The following is a 15,463-nucleotide window of genomic DNA, read 5'->3' on the forward strand; positions in this document are numbered from 1 at the left end:
ACGTGTTTATCATGTTGTATAATCACTCTTTTTAACAGGTGCGCCAGATGGCTAAAATTGATGTAACATGCCCGTTTTGTCAACAAACTGAACCCGTTAAAAAGCATGGTCTGGGCAAAGCTGGATTTCAGCGCTATCGCTGTCAGTCATGCTGCCGTACTTTCCAGGTCGATTACGCTTACCGTGCCTGCCTGCCCGGCATGAAAGAACAAATTGTTGACCTTGCCATGAATAATGCGGGTATCCGCGATACCGCAAGGACTCTGCATATCAGCATTAATGCCGTTGTCCGCACTTTAAAAAACTCGCGCCACGATGTGTAACCACATTGCCGCTGGATAATCTGCAAATCCAGCTTATCTGTGAAGTGGATGAGATGTGGTCTTTTGCTGGCAGTAAAAAGCAGCAACGCTGGCTGTGGTATGCATGGGAGCCTCGCCTCAAACGAATTATTGCTCATACTTTTGGACGCAGAAGCAAAAAGACACTGCGCAGGTTACTGAAATTATTGTCAGGTTTTAATGTTGCCTTCTGGTGTACAGATAACTTCAGTGCTTATGATCTGCTGCCGGATGAAAAACATATCAGGGGTAAGCTTTATACACAGCGGATTGAACGGGAAAACCTGAATTTGCGTAACCGATTAAAGCGACTGAATCGTAAGACTCTGGGGTACTCAAAATCTTTTGAAATGCATGACAGGATCATCGGTACTTTTATTGAGCGCGAATATTATGTTTGAGACGAAATAAACACATTGAATACATCACCCATCATTGAGCATCTATTCTATAGGTATCCCTGGTGTAGGCAGTCTGGGCACGGGTAACGCGGAGAAACTATAGCATACAGGTAATACATGAGGATTTCGGGGACAGCCTGGGATCAGAATGATAGTATCTGATGGTCTTTAATAAATAGAACGTTACCGGCAGGCAAAGTGATGATTGACCTGTGTGATCAGATCATCAAGGAGTTGAAAGCGACGGCGATATTCTGCGCGTTTTTTACTGGCAATCATATCCAGTGGTTTTCGGGAAGATTGTAATGGTAAACGCCAGCGCCAGGGGCCATCAGCTACACTATTGATAGCGTGCCAGAACTCATCATAACTGGCATGAAAGTGCCGCCCTTTACTGAACCGATAGCGCAATGCGCGATAAATATGACCATTATCGCTGACGCCATAAATAGACTGAATATGACTCTTGTTAGCGAAAGCCCAGATAAATTCAACAAGCAGACGTTTAGGGAACAGGCCATAACAGGCGCGGGTTGCCAGCTTAATGGTCTCATGGGGGACATGACGCCGTGGTCCCTGCAAGCCACCAATGATTAATTGCCATTGTTCATCTTGCCGTATGACACTAAAGGTTGCACTGGCCAGTAAGGTTTGCTTGTCATCATGCAGCCATATTGTTGTTTCTCCTTCACGTTCAGATTTACCGGCAGCAGAAACAGATAAGGTGAAACAGGTATCATCCTTACCATGTAGTTGTAGCAAAGGTACGCTATGGGCAGATGTCATTGCGCTAATCAGAAAGCGGGCCGGTAGTGAATCAATAAACTGATAGTGATCGATGATGGCCTGGGCACGTTCTTTTGCGTTTAATTTACGGGTCAGATACTGGCGATGAACTTTGCTCGGCAGAGTGACTTGTGCATAAAGAAGTTGATTAAAGTCAGGACGTGCAGAAAGATTATTCAGCATGTTAAGCGTTGGGCTATAAAATAAAATTGTCCGCAACAGGAATTTAAGTCGATAACTGTGTTTTTGCCAGAGCGGGCCAGGGATCACTCTCCCGGTGATCAAATCGGTGATAATATTTTCATATGACTGGATATTACCGCTGGCGTTCTGAATATCATTTGTCATGGCGCAATGTCTCATTATCATTCAGCGTTTATTTTATGTCCTGGAAATAATAAGATTAATATTCTGATAAATGATATTCTGGATTTGTTTAAACTGTATTGAGGTATAGTGATTTTCACTCAGAAAAACAGATTGCTGTCAATAAAGATAGTTGAATAAATGTGTCGGCGGGATAAAAAATGTACCAAAGTATATCCTTACCTGTATACTGTGGTTTCTCCGCGCTATCCATATCCAGACTGGCTGCGCCTGGTGCGCAGGCTCTTACTTAGAAAATAACTTTCCGTCACGAACCAGTTCGCGGGGATAGTTATTTTTTAGTCGTGAACCCACTTTTTTAGCCAGGCCAAGCGGGATACCGGCAAAGGCGACAATCACTTCTTCCTGTGATGGTAATGTAGCAGGGTAGATATCGCGCCCCTGATACCATTCTTCCGCTTCCGTCTCGGTTAAAGCAAAAGATGAAGAGGCATTCGGTCTGGCAAGGGCGATGACGGCTTCGTGTTGCCAGCGATAGCCTTTATTATGCATTTCAGCCAGACGAATACCCGGGCGTGAAAAACGCAGCTGGCCAATAAGGGATTCCAGCGCCTGAGGAAAGAGCCAAATCTCTTTGTCACGTTGCCAGAGGCGGTGACTAGCCTCCCAGTGTAATCCGACAACGCCAGCCGCAGCGGAGACAGCGGTGATATCTCGCTGGCTTAGCGGGGTAAAAGGAAATTTTCCGGCGTTATACTTGACTGGCGGTAATGGTGCGATGGCGGCAGTTTTGCGTAAACGCGCGACAAAAAAACCTTCACAATCGAAAATCTGTGGAAAGACATGCAGAAAACCTTCCGTTGTTAATGCCTGATAAGCCTCAGGAAACAGAGTATTAAGCGGTAATATCTCCACGGCTTGCGGGTAGCGTGACATTAACTGGTATATGACTTCCTCATTCTCCTGTCGGTTAAGCGTACAGGTTGAATAAACCAGCGTACCGCCTGGGCACAGAGCATGAAAAGCACTGTCAATCAATGCGCACTGAGTTTGCGCAATAGTCTGATTACTTTCCAGTGACCAGTTTTTCAATGCGCTGGCATCTTTACGTATTACGCCTTCGCCAGAGCAGGGGGCATCCAGCAGGATAGCATCGAAGCATTCTGGTAAAGCGGCGCCGAATACCCGGCCATCAAAATGCGTAAGGGCAACATTACTGATCCCACAGCGATTGATGTTGGCATGTAGTACTTTTATCCGGCTGGACGAAAATTCATTCGCGACAACACCACCGCTATTGTCCATCCGGGCAGCGATTTGGGTGGTTTTCGATCCTGGCGCAGCGGCGAGATCCAGGACTGTTTGTGGCCTGTTACCATCAGCAAACAAGGCTGCAACAGGCAACATTGAACTTGCTTCCTGAATATAAAACAAACCACTCAAATGTTCAGCGCTATTCCCGAGTGGCAGAGATTGTTCATTATCTCTTTCAATCCAGAAACCTTCCTGACACCACGGAATGGGAGTCAGTTGCCAGCCATAAGGACTCACACGTTTCAGAAAATCAGCGACGCTGATTTTTAGCGTGTTAACACGTAAACTGCGGCGCAATGGACGCTGACAGGCGGCGATAAAATCGGTGAAAGAAAGATGTGCTGGCATCACTTCACGCATATGAGCGAGAAATTGCTCAGGGAAACAGATTGCGTTTTCAGTCACGGATGTACACCACCTGGAAAATGGATGCGCATTCTAGCATAAATGCTGACGCCAGGAACAGCCTGGCATTAGATTGATACCGCAGATACGCCACTTGTGCCATTGATTTCCCGTCGTCGGCGATGACGCTTCAGATGTCAATAGTTGCGCATATAAGCGGTAGTCTATCCCATCAGGCGCTAATATACGGTTGAATACAGGGAGTATTACTATGGCGTGAATAACTGGTTTGTCCGAAATATATGAAGATTTCAGCGTTTGTCTGGGATCAATATGACTGTTTTTTTTAAATGATTTAATCAGGTTTATTCAGGGGGGAGCCATCCGCTAATTAAGTAACGATATCATAATTAAGTCAGCATGTTACACGATGTTTATCCACAGTGGAATATTCAGCTTGCTGACCGATATTGCCCTGTCAGCGATAAAAATTTTTCCATTACAGCACAGGATAATCAGCGGATAACGTAGCATTTAGCGATAGTGTCATTATAATGGCTTCCGTTCATGCCTGCGGTTTGTTGGCTACGCCCGTTGTCATTGTAATCAGGAAAGTTCATGGAAAATCAACCTAAGTTGAGTAGCAGTAAAGAAGTTATCGCATTTCTGGCTACACGTTACCCCCAGTGTTTTAGCACTGACGGTGAAGCTCGCCCGCTGAAAGTGGGTATTTTTAAGGACATTGTTGAGCGTATTGGTGACGAGATCACTCTCAGTAAAACCCAGCTTCGTGCCGCTTTACGTCTTTATACTTCCAGCTGGCGCTATCTGTATGGTGTCAAGCCGGGGGCAAGCCGTATAGATCTTGATGGCAACCCTTGTGGTGAACTGGAGGAGGAGCATATTGCTCATGCCCGGCAACAACTCGAAGTAGCAAAAGCACGAGTCCAGGCGAAGCGTGCAAATCAGCAAGCTAAACAACGTGAGTCGGCGATAGCAGCGGATCAACAAAAAAAAGAGGATGTCCGACCTGATCGTAAACCTCGTGCTCAGGAACGCCGTAAAAAGCAGGGAAGTGATCAGCGTAAATCACGTGCTGTTGCCGCTAAAGCGCCGGATAAAACGCAACGGGCATCTGTTTCCGACCTGGCAACATTAAATGTGGGTCAGGCACTGAAAGTGAAAATTGGCAATAGCGCAATGGATGCCACGGTTATGGAAATTAACAAAGATGGTGTTCGTGTACGTCTGACTTCTGGCATGTTCATGATTGTACGCGCAGAACACGTGTTGTTCTGAAACGGAGGTCAGGTCAGGCATGAACAAAACTTTTAAGCTCACTACACTGGCTGGATTACTGGTGATAGCAGGGCATACGTTTGCTGTAGATGATATTACTGATGTTGATCAACTTCCGGTCCTGCAGGAGCAAGTTCAGCATGCAACGGTCAGTGAACGTATCACATCACGTTTTACTCATTCGCACTATCGGCAATTTGACCTGGATAGTGCCTTTTCAGCAAAAATTTTTGATCGCTACCTGAACTTGCTGGATTACAGCCATAACGTGTTGCTGGCCAGTGATATCGTGCAGTTTTCCGCCCATAAAAATCAAATCGGTGACGAATTACGCACAGGAAAACTGGATGTTTTTTATGACTTATATAATCTCGGACAAAAACGTCGGTTCGAACGTTATCAATATGCCCTCGAAGTTCTAAGGCGCCCGATGGATTTTTCCGGTAATGAAAGTTTTAATCTGGATCGCAGCAAGTCACCGTGGCCGAAAGATAAAGCTGAACTGAATGCGTTGTGGGATGATAAAGTCAAATTCGATCAGCTGAGTTTGAAGCTTACTGGTAAAGATGATAACGAAATTCGTAATACACTGACCCGCCGCTATAAATCTGCGATTCGTCGCCTGACGCAATCAAGCAGCGAAGATGTCTTCTCTCTGATCATGACCTCTTTCGCGCGAGAAATTGACCCGCATACCAATTATTTATCACCGCGCAGTACGGAACAGTTTAATACTGCAATGAGCCTGTCCCTGGAAGGCATTGGTGCGATATTGAACATGGATGATGATTACACGGTGATTAATTCACTGGTTGCTGGTGGCCCGGCGGCGAAAAGTAAATCAATCTCTATCGGCGATCGTATCGTAGGGGTTGGGCAGTCGGGGAAAAATATGGTTGATGTTATCGGCTGGCGTATTGATGATGTTGTTGCCCTGATAAAAGGGCCAAAAGGAAGTAAAGTTCGCCTTGAGATCCTGCCTGCGGGTAAAGGGATGAAAACCCGTATTGTAACGCTTGTTCGTGAACGCATTCGTCTTGAAGATCGGGCCGTGAAAATGTCGGTGAAAACCGTCGGTGGAGAGAAAGTCGGCGTGCTGGATATCCCCGGTTTTTATGTTGGATTGACCAACGATGTCAAGGTACAACTCCAGAAACTGGCAAAGCAGAATGTCAACAGCATCATTATTGATCTGCGCAGTAATGGTGGTGGAGCATTGACGGAAGCCGTATCACTATCTGGTCTGTTTATTCCCGCCGGTCCAATAGTACAAGTGCGTGATAATAATGGAAAAATCCGTGAAGATCGCGATACTGATGGGGTTATTTATTATAAAGGCCCCTTAGTGGTATTGGTCGACCGTTTCAGTGCTTCCGCTTCTGAGATCTTTGCCGCGGCTATGCAGGATTATGGTCGTGGCTTAATCGTGGGTGAATCCACTTTTGGTAAAGGCACTGTTCAGCAATATCGCTCGCTGAGCCGTATTTACGATCAAATGCTGGGGCCAGACTGGCCTGAACTGGGTTCTGTTCAGTACACTATCCAGAAGTTTTACCGTATTAATGGTGGCAGTACCCAGCGTAAAGGCGTCACGCCAGATATTATGATGCCAACCGGCAGCGAAGAGCGTGAAACGGGTGAGCAATATGAAGATAATGCGCTGCCCTGGGATAGTATTAATGCTGCAAATTATACGAAAATCGGCGATTTTAAACTCCTGGTGCCAGTTTTGCAGAAACAGCATGACGAACGCATTGCTAAAGATCCTGAGTTTCAGTACATCATGAAGGATATTGCTAAATATAATACGATGAAAGATAAGCATTATATTGTTTCATTGAATTATATACAGCGCGAAAAAGAGAATGAAAGCGAAGATGCAACACGTCTGATGCGCGTCAATGATCGGCTGCAACGTCATGGTCATCCTCCACTGAAGAGACTGGAGGATCTGCCAAAAGATTACCGCGATCCCGATCCATACCTTGATGAAACGGTTCAAATTGCGCTCGATTTAGCGCGTCTTGAGAAGGGACAGCCTGCAGAACAACCGGTAATTTCGGCGGGTAAATAAGGAGATGACGGGGTCGGAGAGGAGCCTGTTGTTTCCTTTTCTGCATTATCCTCTGGTTAGCGATTCATAATGTCAATGTATACCCCGAATAGTTCATATCAGGTGTAAAGTTGTGTCTTTTTGAGGAGTGAGCAGAAGGAAAAGGTTGAGAATTAACAACTGATCCCTAAGATAGAAGCGATAGAGAGAAATAGGGTGTTAAATGGAGGTTAAAATAGAATTATGATGCGAATTGCGCTCTTCCTGTTGACTAACCTGGCTATCATGGTTGTTTTTGGGATCGTGCTAAGTATATTCAACATTCAGCCAGAACGGATGACTGGATTGCTGATTATGGCTTTGCTATTTGGGTTTGCAGGTTCCATCATCTCACTGATGCTATCAAAGTGGATGGCGCTCAAATCAGTAGGCGGAGAGGTCATTGAACAACCGCGAAATGATATGGAACGTTGGCTGATAAACACCGTCATGCAGCTTGCGCAACAGGCTAATATCGGTATGCCACAGGTCGCTATTTATCATGCGCCTGATATTAATGCATTCGCGACCGGGGCGCGACGCGATGCATCATTAGTTGCTGTTAGCACTGGACTGCTACAAAATATGAATCGTGATGAAGCGCAAGCGGTTCTTGCTCATGAAATCAGTCATATAGCGAATGGCGATATGGTGACAATGTCACTTATCCAGGGAGTAATGAATACTTTTGTTATTTTCCTTTCGCGCATCGTTGCCCAGATTGCCGCTGGATTCCTTAATCGTAATGACAACGAAGAAAGCCATCATGGCAATCCGTATATCTATTTTGTCGTTGCCAGTGTACTGGAAATCGTATTCGGCATTCTGGCCAGTATTATCACAATGTGGTTCTCCCGTTATCGTGAATTTCATGCTGATGCTGGATCGGCCAGATTAGTAGGGCGGGAAAAAATGATTGCTGCTTTGCAACGACTAAAAACCAGTTATGAACCGCAGGAAAGTAGCAGTATGATGGCGTTTTGTATCAATGGCAAAACGAAGTCCATGAGCGAATTGTTTATGACACATCCCTCACTCGATAGACGCATCACTGCCTTGCGCAGTGGGGAATACCTGAAATAATTGATTATCATCGTTTTTACTGGCGGCAGGGGTCATTGCTGCCAGTTTTTTCTTGTTGACAACAAAGTCTGATGCGACAGGGTATCGTTCAATAATACACCGGTTGTTTGTTTATCATCGGTAAAAACCAGAAAGACAAGTATGTTTTCTCATTTTAGTTACAACATACTAATAGTCCGATATACCATCAACTGATATCAGCCTTGATACAAATAAAAACAGCTATTCAGTTTACAGTTAACCCCAGTTTAAGATACTCATGGTATCCTGGCGTCATCGGATGTTAATACGGAGAAGGGAGTGAAAAAAATTCACTGGATATTGCTGATAATTAGCATAATAAGCTGCATATTGCTGTGGATACAGATGATTAATGTTATGTGTGATCAGGATGTACCGTTCTTCAATGGTGTTTGTACGATTAATGCGTTTATTCCCTGGTAACACATTCATTTTGCTGACGAACGATTCTGTTTTCCTCTGTGAAGCACTGAATGAAAAATTTTTGTTAAAATATTGAAGTGAATTTATAACATTGCGCCAGAAACGGTGACCTGCGTCGTTATCTGCTTGCATCTTTCTGTTATTGATAGGGTAGCGCTATGACCATTTATTAATCACTTAATCTACTTACCAATAGATTAAGTTGTTATATCTATTATTAATTGATTATAACAAATAAATACCCTGCTATTTATCATTTTTAAAGTTGATAAATCTGGTGATATAAAATTTATTGAAATTTTAAAATATATGAATAATGAAAATAAGAGTTATCTTATCGCTTTTGTCAGTCAGAAATGTTCGATAAGTAAGTCGATATTGTTGCATATCTGTCTGTATTATATGTTTATTTTATAACTTAATGTATTTTTTGTGATAATTAGTAATATTAATTGCTTTGTGATTTAATGATCTAATGAAAATATTGACATTACTAATTGTTTTTTATATATAATGGGTGTTGCTATTAAGCATAGTGATCTGCTTTTATTTTTTATAGCAGTGATATATGAGTGTGTGACTGACTAAATAATTATCTTATTGTTTGTGCAAAGGTTCGGAATACACATAAAAAATGGCTTGCCATTATTTACATTGTATGTAATAAACCCATTCAGGGTAAACATGGTACTGTTCTGTTTGTGTAAGGCATCTTCAGTAAAGAAGTTCTGAGTAAACACGTTGTTGAATACCGCTTCTCTGCCGAACCTTATATTCGTGTCTCATGCAGTAATGTGTCAGTTTTATCTATGTATACGCCTGTTGGCGAAGAAAACAGTTGAAGGAATTTTTCAAATGGCAAAGATTAAAGGTCAAGTTAAGTGGTTCAACGAATCTAAAGGCTTCGGTTTTATTACTCCTGCTGATGGTAGCAAAGATGTGTTCGTGCATTTCTCTGCTATCCAGGGTAATGGTTTTAAAACGCTAGCTGAAGGCCAGACGGTTGAATTTGAAATTCAGGATGGACAGAAAGGTCCCGCTGCAGTGAACGTGACTGCTATCTGATTTACACGTGCATTATTTGTAATAAAAAATCGCTTCTGTATATTAAACTCGAATTGCAGAAAAATAGCGAAAATCCAGACACATAATAGCGTTATGTCGCTGGATAAGTAGTAAGTTTGCAGGGAGCCAGTTTGCGTACCATCTATGACGGCTTGCAGATTAATGCTCAGGGATGAGCCAAATCATTTATCAACAACACCATATGACAGCATGAAGCCTGCCTGTGTCAGCTGCTGGCCATTTTGCGCCCAGTCAACATGGGAAATTTTCACATATGACTTGTACAATCTGACGCTTTTGCATCATTTGTGCTCAACGTGATCGCAGCAGTAATATCTGATTAACCCCGGCAGCTGGTGGTATAATACCCTGATAATCTTTACAATAAAGCGATGTTATCATTCGCTTTCGATCTTCATGATGCCGGTGATAGCACTGAACAGCGTCAATCATGCGGCTGACTTGCTCAATAATACCGGAGTTTTCATGCTATATTGTTGCCCACTCTGCCACACGCCGCTGGAACATCGCGATAACAGCTATATTTGTGCGCAGCAACATCATTTTGATCGGGCAAAAGAGGGATACGTTAATTTATTGCCTGTACAATTTAAACGCTCGCGTGAACCAGGCGATAGCATGGACATGATGCTGGCAAGGCGTGCGTTTCTTGAGGCGGGTCATTATCAGCCACTGCGTGATGCTTTATGCGCTTTTGTTAAGACTATCGCGCCCGCTAATCTTCTCGATATAGGCTGTGGGGAAGGGTACTATACTCATGCCTTTGCCAATATTGCCTCCTCTTGTCAGGGGCTTGATATATCGAAAATTGCGATCCGTATCGCTGCCAGACGCTATCCACAGGTAAGTTTCTGTGTTGCTTCCAGCCAGCGATTACCTTTTATTGATCGCTGTTTTGATGTGGTAATCCGAATTTATGCACCTTGTAACATACAAGAACTGATTCGGGTCATCAAGCCTGGAGGCTGGCTGATTACGGTAACGCCTGGCCCCGCACATTTACAGGAATTAAAAGCGTTAATTTATGACCAGGTACGGCTGCATGAGCAAAACTGTGATGAGATGAATGGATTTGTCTTACGTCATCAGCAACAGTTAACTTATCCAATGCAATTAAATGGCAAAGAAGCGCAAACATTATTACAAATGACCCCCTTTGCATGGCGAGCTAAACCATCTGTTTATCAGATATTATCTGAACAAAGACTATTTTGTTGTCAAAGTGACTTTATTCTTCGCTTCTGGCAGCGTAGCGTCTGAATTGTTTCTCCGCGCAGACTGGCTGTGCTAATAATGCCTGGAAGGCCAGGCGTTTAAGCAAAGTGACTCCAGAGAATTTCGCAGCCAATGATTATAAGCACGAGACCGCCGGGAATTTCTGCTCGCTTACCTAATAACGGGCCAATAAAACGCCCAAGCATTATTCCACAGGTTGACATTATTAATGTCATACCTCCAATCGTCAGAGCAGTGACAATAATATTGACCTGCAGAAATGCCAGACTAATACCAACGGCCATTGAGTCAAGGCTGGTAGCAAAGGCAGTCACTATCAGCAGCCAAAATCCATAGCGACATGGCACTTCACATTTATCATCATCGCTGCTGCGAACACCATCAATAATCATACGTCCACCCAGAAAGGTCAGCAACAGAAAAGCGATCCAGTGATTCCATTGCAGAACGAACTGACTGGCATAGACTCCCATGCTCCAGCCAATAAGCGGGGTAAGTGTCTCAATCACGCCGAAAATCAAACCGGTACGCAATGCTTCGGAAAACCTGGGATTATTGGGCGTGGCGCCTTTACTGACAGAAACAGCAAATGCATCCATAGACATGCCGAAGGCAAGAAGAAGTGTCGCTAAAAAATTCATGCGTAGATCCTGACCGGGGAATTTACCAATGACACATCACTACCCCCAGTAAGCAGACGTAATACACCTGCGTAATCAGGCGCTACGTACAGTAGTAATATGTCTATGGTCTTGCCTGATTGAATTATTTCTTCAACCTGTACGTGCCACGTTTTGACAACGAGTATGTTGACACGGACATTTTCTGATTAACAGAAAATTAGCTACTCCCCAATGACGAGGCCAACTCTAACATATTTTTAGAATATAAAACAACAAAAAGCGTATTTATTTCATCAGTCAGATGATAACGATTTTTATTTCTATCTACAAATTGCGGATATATCTGAAGTGATGATCAATATATAACCATGGCTATATATCAGTCATTTACAGTATTGCGATAAAATAGTACGGGTTATATTTTAATTCTTTATTGCCCATAATAACCCTTCTACGGTGTCATGGTTTATGCCTGTAGCATCTTATTATGACGGGATTATCACTGGCCATAATCTATTCCCGACTATTATGGTTGATAGATAAAACTGGCTTGAGAGCGGACTGGATCTGAAAAAGATACCTGATGGAAATTATTTCGGGTGGTAAAAAATAAATAGCGTGATGAAGGTTGGTTAATCATGCATCTGAAACCAATCACCATAAGGAAATGCAGTATTATTTTTAACCAAAGCTGCTAAAGATATTTCCAGTTTAATGTTGTTCTTTGCTATATTTAACTTTCGTTTAATTATGCAGGAGTAGAGGACGTAGTCCACGATATGGATCCCCATCGAACGCTTTTCATCATCAGGTATTCCACTCCTGTTGCAGGCGGTTGTGCTTTTTTACTTACCACAATGCTAATTGCCATGTCTGGCAAGGTGATAACGCTGTCTGTCGTTAACGGGAGTCATATATGGAATTCTTAATCGACCCCACGCTCTGGATCGGCTTATTCACACTGGTCATTCTTGAGATTGTACTTGGTATTGACAACCTGGTTTTTATCGCCATTCTTGCCGATAAACTACCGCCGAAACAACGTGATAAAGCACGATTGAGCGGTCTTTCGCTGGCGTTATTTATGCGTCTGGGGTTGCTATCCGTCATGTCATGGATGGTGACATTAACGAAACCGCTATTCACAATCGTTGGACACTCTTTTTCCGGGCGTGATTTTATCATGCTGCTGGGAGGGTTGTTTTTACTGTTTAAAGCCACCACTGAACTGCATGAAAGACTGGAAAATCGCCAGCATGATGCTGAACATGGCAAGGGTTACGCCAGTTTCTGGATAGTGGTGCTACAAATTGTCGTACTGGATGCCATTTTTTCACTGGATGCGGTGATTACCGCCGTAGGAATGGTGAATAATTTGCCAGTGATGATGGCTGCGGTAGTCATTGCGATGATATTAATGTTACTGGCCTCAAGACCATTAACGCTCTTCGTCAATCAGCATCCCACCATTGTCGTGCTATGCCTGAGTTTTCTGCTGATGATTGGCCTCAGTCTGGTGGCGGAAGGGCTGGGCTTTACGATACCCAAAGGCTACCTGTATGCCGCGATTGGTTTCTCAATTATTATCGAATTTTTCAACCAGATAGCGCGGCGTAATTTTATTCGTCATCAATCGACATTACCGCTGCGTGCCCGTACCGCAGACGCGATTTTACGTCTGATGGGGGGAAGTAAAAAAAGTGCCATCAATAGCTATGATGGTGATAATCCAGTTCTGGTGTCTGAAGATGCTTTTGCGGAAGAAGAACGTTATATGATTAACGGTGTTCTGACACTGGCGCAGCGCTCGTTGCGAACGATGATGACCCCACGCGGAGAAATTAGCTGGGTGGATGCTGAACAAAGTAAAGAAGAGATCCGCCGTCAGTTACTCTCTTCACCACACAGTTTATTTCCGGTGTGTCGGGGAGAACTGGATGAAATTATCGGGATTGTACGGGCAAAAGATCTGCTGGTAGTACTGGAAGCAGGAGAGAGTATTGCCGCGCTGGCCTTAGCATCTCCCGCCATTGTGGTGCCAGAGACTCTGGGGCCGATTAATCTGTTAGGTGTATTACGTCGTGCTCGTGGTAGTTTCGTGATTGTCACTAATGAATTTGGTGTCGTACAAGGATTAGTAACACCGCTGGATGTTCTGGAAGCGATCGCCGGTGAGTTTCCTGATGCCGATGAAACCCCGGAAATCATTGTTGACGGTGATGGCTGGCTGATTAAAGGCACCACAGACTTACATACTTTACAGCAATTAACCGGGCTCGATAACATCATCAAAGATGATGAGGATATTGCTACTGTTGCTGGATTAATTATCGCGATAAAGGGCCATATCCCGCGCACTGGTGATGTAGTGGAGCAAGGGGCATTGCAATTTACTATTCTGGAAGCCAATGACTACCGTGTCGATCTGGTACGTGTTGTCAGGGCGCAACCCGATAGCGGTGAAGATGAATAAATATGCTGCCATGAATAGGTTTACATGACAGCATGACACAAGGAAGAAAAGCGCTTTTTTCTTCCTTTGTCAGGGGGATAATTAGTCACACTGTACTTTGATGGCCAGGCCACCACGAGACGTTTCCCGGTATTTCGCATTCATGTCTTTTCCTGTCTCGTACATGGTTTCAATCACTTTATCAAGAGAGACACGCGCTTCGCTGGTACGACGCATAGCCATACGGGCAGCATTAATGGCCTTAACAGCGGCGATGGCGTTACGTTCGATGCAGGGAACCTGAACCTGGCCTGCGACCGGATCACATGTCAGGCCAAGATTATGCTCCATACCAATCTCTGCCGCACCACAAACCTGCTCCGGGCTGGCACCGAGGATTTCGGCCAGTCCCGCAGCGGCCATAGAACAGGCAACCCCCACCTCGCCCTGGCAGCCGACTTCTGCGCCAGAAATAGACGCGTTCATTTTATATAAAGCGCCAATCGAACCGGATGCCATAAAATAACGTATCGAGATATCCGGACTGACCGTTTCAATAAAGTGATCATAATAGGCCAGTACCGCCGGAACAATGCCACAGGCACCATTGGTTGGCGCGGTGACCACCCGTCCGCCAGCGGCATTTTCTTCACTGACCGCAAGCGCGAACATATTCACCCAGTCAACCACGTTCATCGGGTCGCTGGACAATTTATCGCTGGCGACCAGCTGGCGACGCAATGCAGAAGCACGGCGCGGAACACGCAAGGGGCCAGGTAAAATACCTTCGGTATTAATGCCACGATCAATGCAGGCCAGCATGGTTTGCCAGACATGATTGAAATAATCGGTGATCTCATTTCTGCTATGCAGTGCCAGCTCATTTTGCAGTACCAGACCAGAAACTGACAGTCCGCTTTCTTTGCAATATGCCAACAATTCTCGGGCTGAATGAAACGGGTAGGGGACAGGCTGTTGATCGGTATTTTCTTTGCCAAAATTCATTTCATCAACAATAAAACCCCCACCGATAGAGTAGTATGTCTTACAGTAGATCTCTTTATCATTGGCCCATGCATGCAATGTCATACCGTTTTCATGCAGCGGCAGATTATCGTGACGAAAACGCATGCCATCGCCTTGTGGAAAATCAACTTCATGTTGTCCCTGTGCCAGGAGTAAACGGCCACGTGTTGTCACATCCTCAATGAACGCGGGTATGGCATCAATATCGACAGTGTCTGGCTGATAACCGGCCAGCCCCATAATGATCGCAATGTCGGTATGGTGACCTTTACCCGTGAGTGACAGGGAACCATAGACATCGACCGCTATACGTGTGACATCATTCAGTAATCCCTTTGCGATCAGTTCATCGACAAACTGTTTACCGGCTTTCATCGGACCAACAGTATGAGAGGATGAAGGGCCAATGCCCACTTTGAACATATCGAACAGGCTAATCAAGGTACAACTCCTGGTATAGCAATAAAGAGGTAATCACTGCGCATAGTGTAAGAGAAATCCCTGTCATCAGCATCATGGAGCAGCGGATTTTGCTTAATGAAGCATAAAAAAATAACCCTATGAAACAAGCCTGTTAATAAGAGTTATTTCATCAGGCTAATTTACTG

The 15,463-nt window shown here is 44.3% G+C and carries 12 protein-coding genes and 1 pseudogene; 9 read left to right on the forward strand and 4 right to left on the reverse strand.

Annotated elements, in window-relative coordinates; all coding sequences use genetic code 11:
- Positions 1-47 precede the first annotated feature (47 nt).
- Positions 48-742, forward strand: a protein-coding gene (locus tag PT300_10050) for an IS1 family transposase (protein ID MDF7680901.1) whose coding sequence is annotated in 2 segments (ribosomal slippage) — positions 48-297 and positions 297-742 — 696 coding nt in all. Because the reading frame shifts where the segments join, the coding sequence is not laid out codon by codon here.
- Positions 743-925: 183 nt separating this feature from the next.
- On the opposite strand, the gene PT300_10055 is transcribed toward PT300_10050, so the two are convergent.
- Together PT300_10055 and rsmF are read right to left on the reverse strand one after the other, a co-directional pair.
- Complete coding sequence (locus tag PT300_10055) at positions 926-1,876, reverse strand: VirK/YbjX family protein (protein MDF7680902.1); 951 nt, start codon at positions 1,874-1,876, stop codon at positions 926-928.
- Positions 1,877-2,140: 264 nt separating this feature from the next.
- Positions 2,141-3,574: a 16S rRNA (cytosine(1407)-C(5))-methyltransferase RsmF gene (gene rsmF / locus PT300_10060; GenBank protein ID MDF7680903.1), complete on the reverse strand. Its 1,434-nt coding sequence runs from the start codon at positions 3,572-3,574 to the stop codon at positions 2,141-2,143.
- A 558-nt stretch (positions 3,575-4,132) separates the two neighbouring features.
- Here rsmF and proQ point away from each other — a divergent pair.
- From proQ to rlmA, 7 genes and pseudogenes are all read left to right on the forward strand, one after another.
- Positions 4,133-4,813 carry an RNA chaperone ProQ gene (gene proQ, locus PT300_10065; GenBank protein MDF7680904.1) on the forward strand — a complete coding sequence of 227 codons (681 nt, stop codon included), beginning with the start codon at positions 4,133-4,135 and terminating at the stop codon, positions 4,811-4,813.
- A gap of 19 nt (positions 4,814-4,832) precedes the next feature.
- Positions 4,833-6,887: a carboxy terminal-processing peptidase gene (prc, locus tag PT300_10070; GenBank protein ID MDF7680905.1), complete on the forward strand. Its 2,055-nt coding sequence runs from the start codon at positions 4,833-4,835 to the stop codon at positions 6,885-6,887.
- 222 nt (positions 6,888-7,109) lie between these two features.
- On the forward strand, positions 7,110-7,988 hold the full coding sequence (gene htpX, locus PT300_10075; GenBank protein ID MDF7680906.1) for a protease HtpX: 879 nt from the start codon (positions 7,110-7,112) through the stop codon (positions 7,986-7,988).
- Positions 7,989-8,288: 300 nt separating this feature from the next.
- Positions 8,289-8,432 (forward strand): PhoP/PhoQ regulator MgrB, encoded by a 144-nt coding sequence (mgrB, locus tag PT300_10080; GenBank protein MDF7680907.1) that lies wholly within the window; start codon positions 8,289-8,291, stop codon positions 8,430-8,432.
- Positions 8,433-9,142: 710 nt separating this feature from the next.
- Positions 9,143-9,272: pseudogene (locus tag PT300_10085) on the forward strand (DUF2627 domain-containing protein).
- A gap of 15 nt (positions 9,273-9,287) precedes the next feature.
- Positions 9,288-9,497, forward strand: coding sequence for a transcription antiterminator/RNA stability regulator CspE (gene cspE, locus PT300_10090; protein MDF7680908.1), 210 nt, complete (start codon positions 9,288-9,290; stop codon positions 9,495-9,497).
- Between the two features lie 486 nt (positions 9,498-9,983).
- A complete protein-coding gene (gene rlmA / locus PT300_10095; GenBank protein ID MDF7680909.1) occupies positions 9,984-10,778 on the forward strand; it encodes a 23S rRNA (guanine(745)-N(1))-methyltransferase in 795 nt (264 codons plus the stop codon).
- 53 nt (positions 10,779-10,831) lie between these two features.
- Here the strand turns inward: rlmA and mntP are convergent, their stop codons facing one another.
- Positions 10,832-11,395: a manganese efflux pump MntP gene (gene mntP, locus PT300_10100; protein MDF7680910.1), complete on the reverse strand. Its 564-nt coding sequence runs from the start codon at positions 11,393-11,395 to the stop codon at positions 10,832-10,834.
- Between the two features lie 898 nt (positions 11,396-12,293).
- On the opposite strand from mntP, the gene PT300_10105 reads away from it, so the two are divergent.
- Entirely contained in the window at positions 12,294-13,850 is a 1,557-nt protein-coding gene (locus PT300_10105) for a TerC family protein (GenBank protein MDF7680911.1), read from the forward strand.
- 81 nt (positions 13,851-13,931) lie between these two features.
- Here PT300_10105 and PT300_10110 read toward each other — a convergent pair whose 3' ends face one another.
- On the reverse strand, positions 13,932-15,296 hold the full coding sequence (locus tag PT300_10110) for an L-serine ammonia-lyase (GenBank protein MDF7680912.1): 1,365 nt from the start codon (positions 15,294-15,296) through the stop codon (positions 13,932-13,934).
- Positions 15,297-15,463 lie beyond the last annotated feature (167 nt).

It is taken from the genome of Enterobacteriaceae bacterium ESL0689, from assembly GCA_029433525.1.
Classification (GTDB): Bacteria; Pseudomonadota; Gammaproteobacteria; order Enterobacterales; family Enterobacteriaceae; genus JAQTIF01.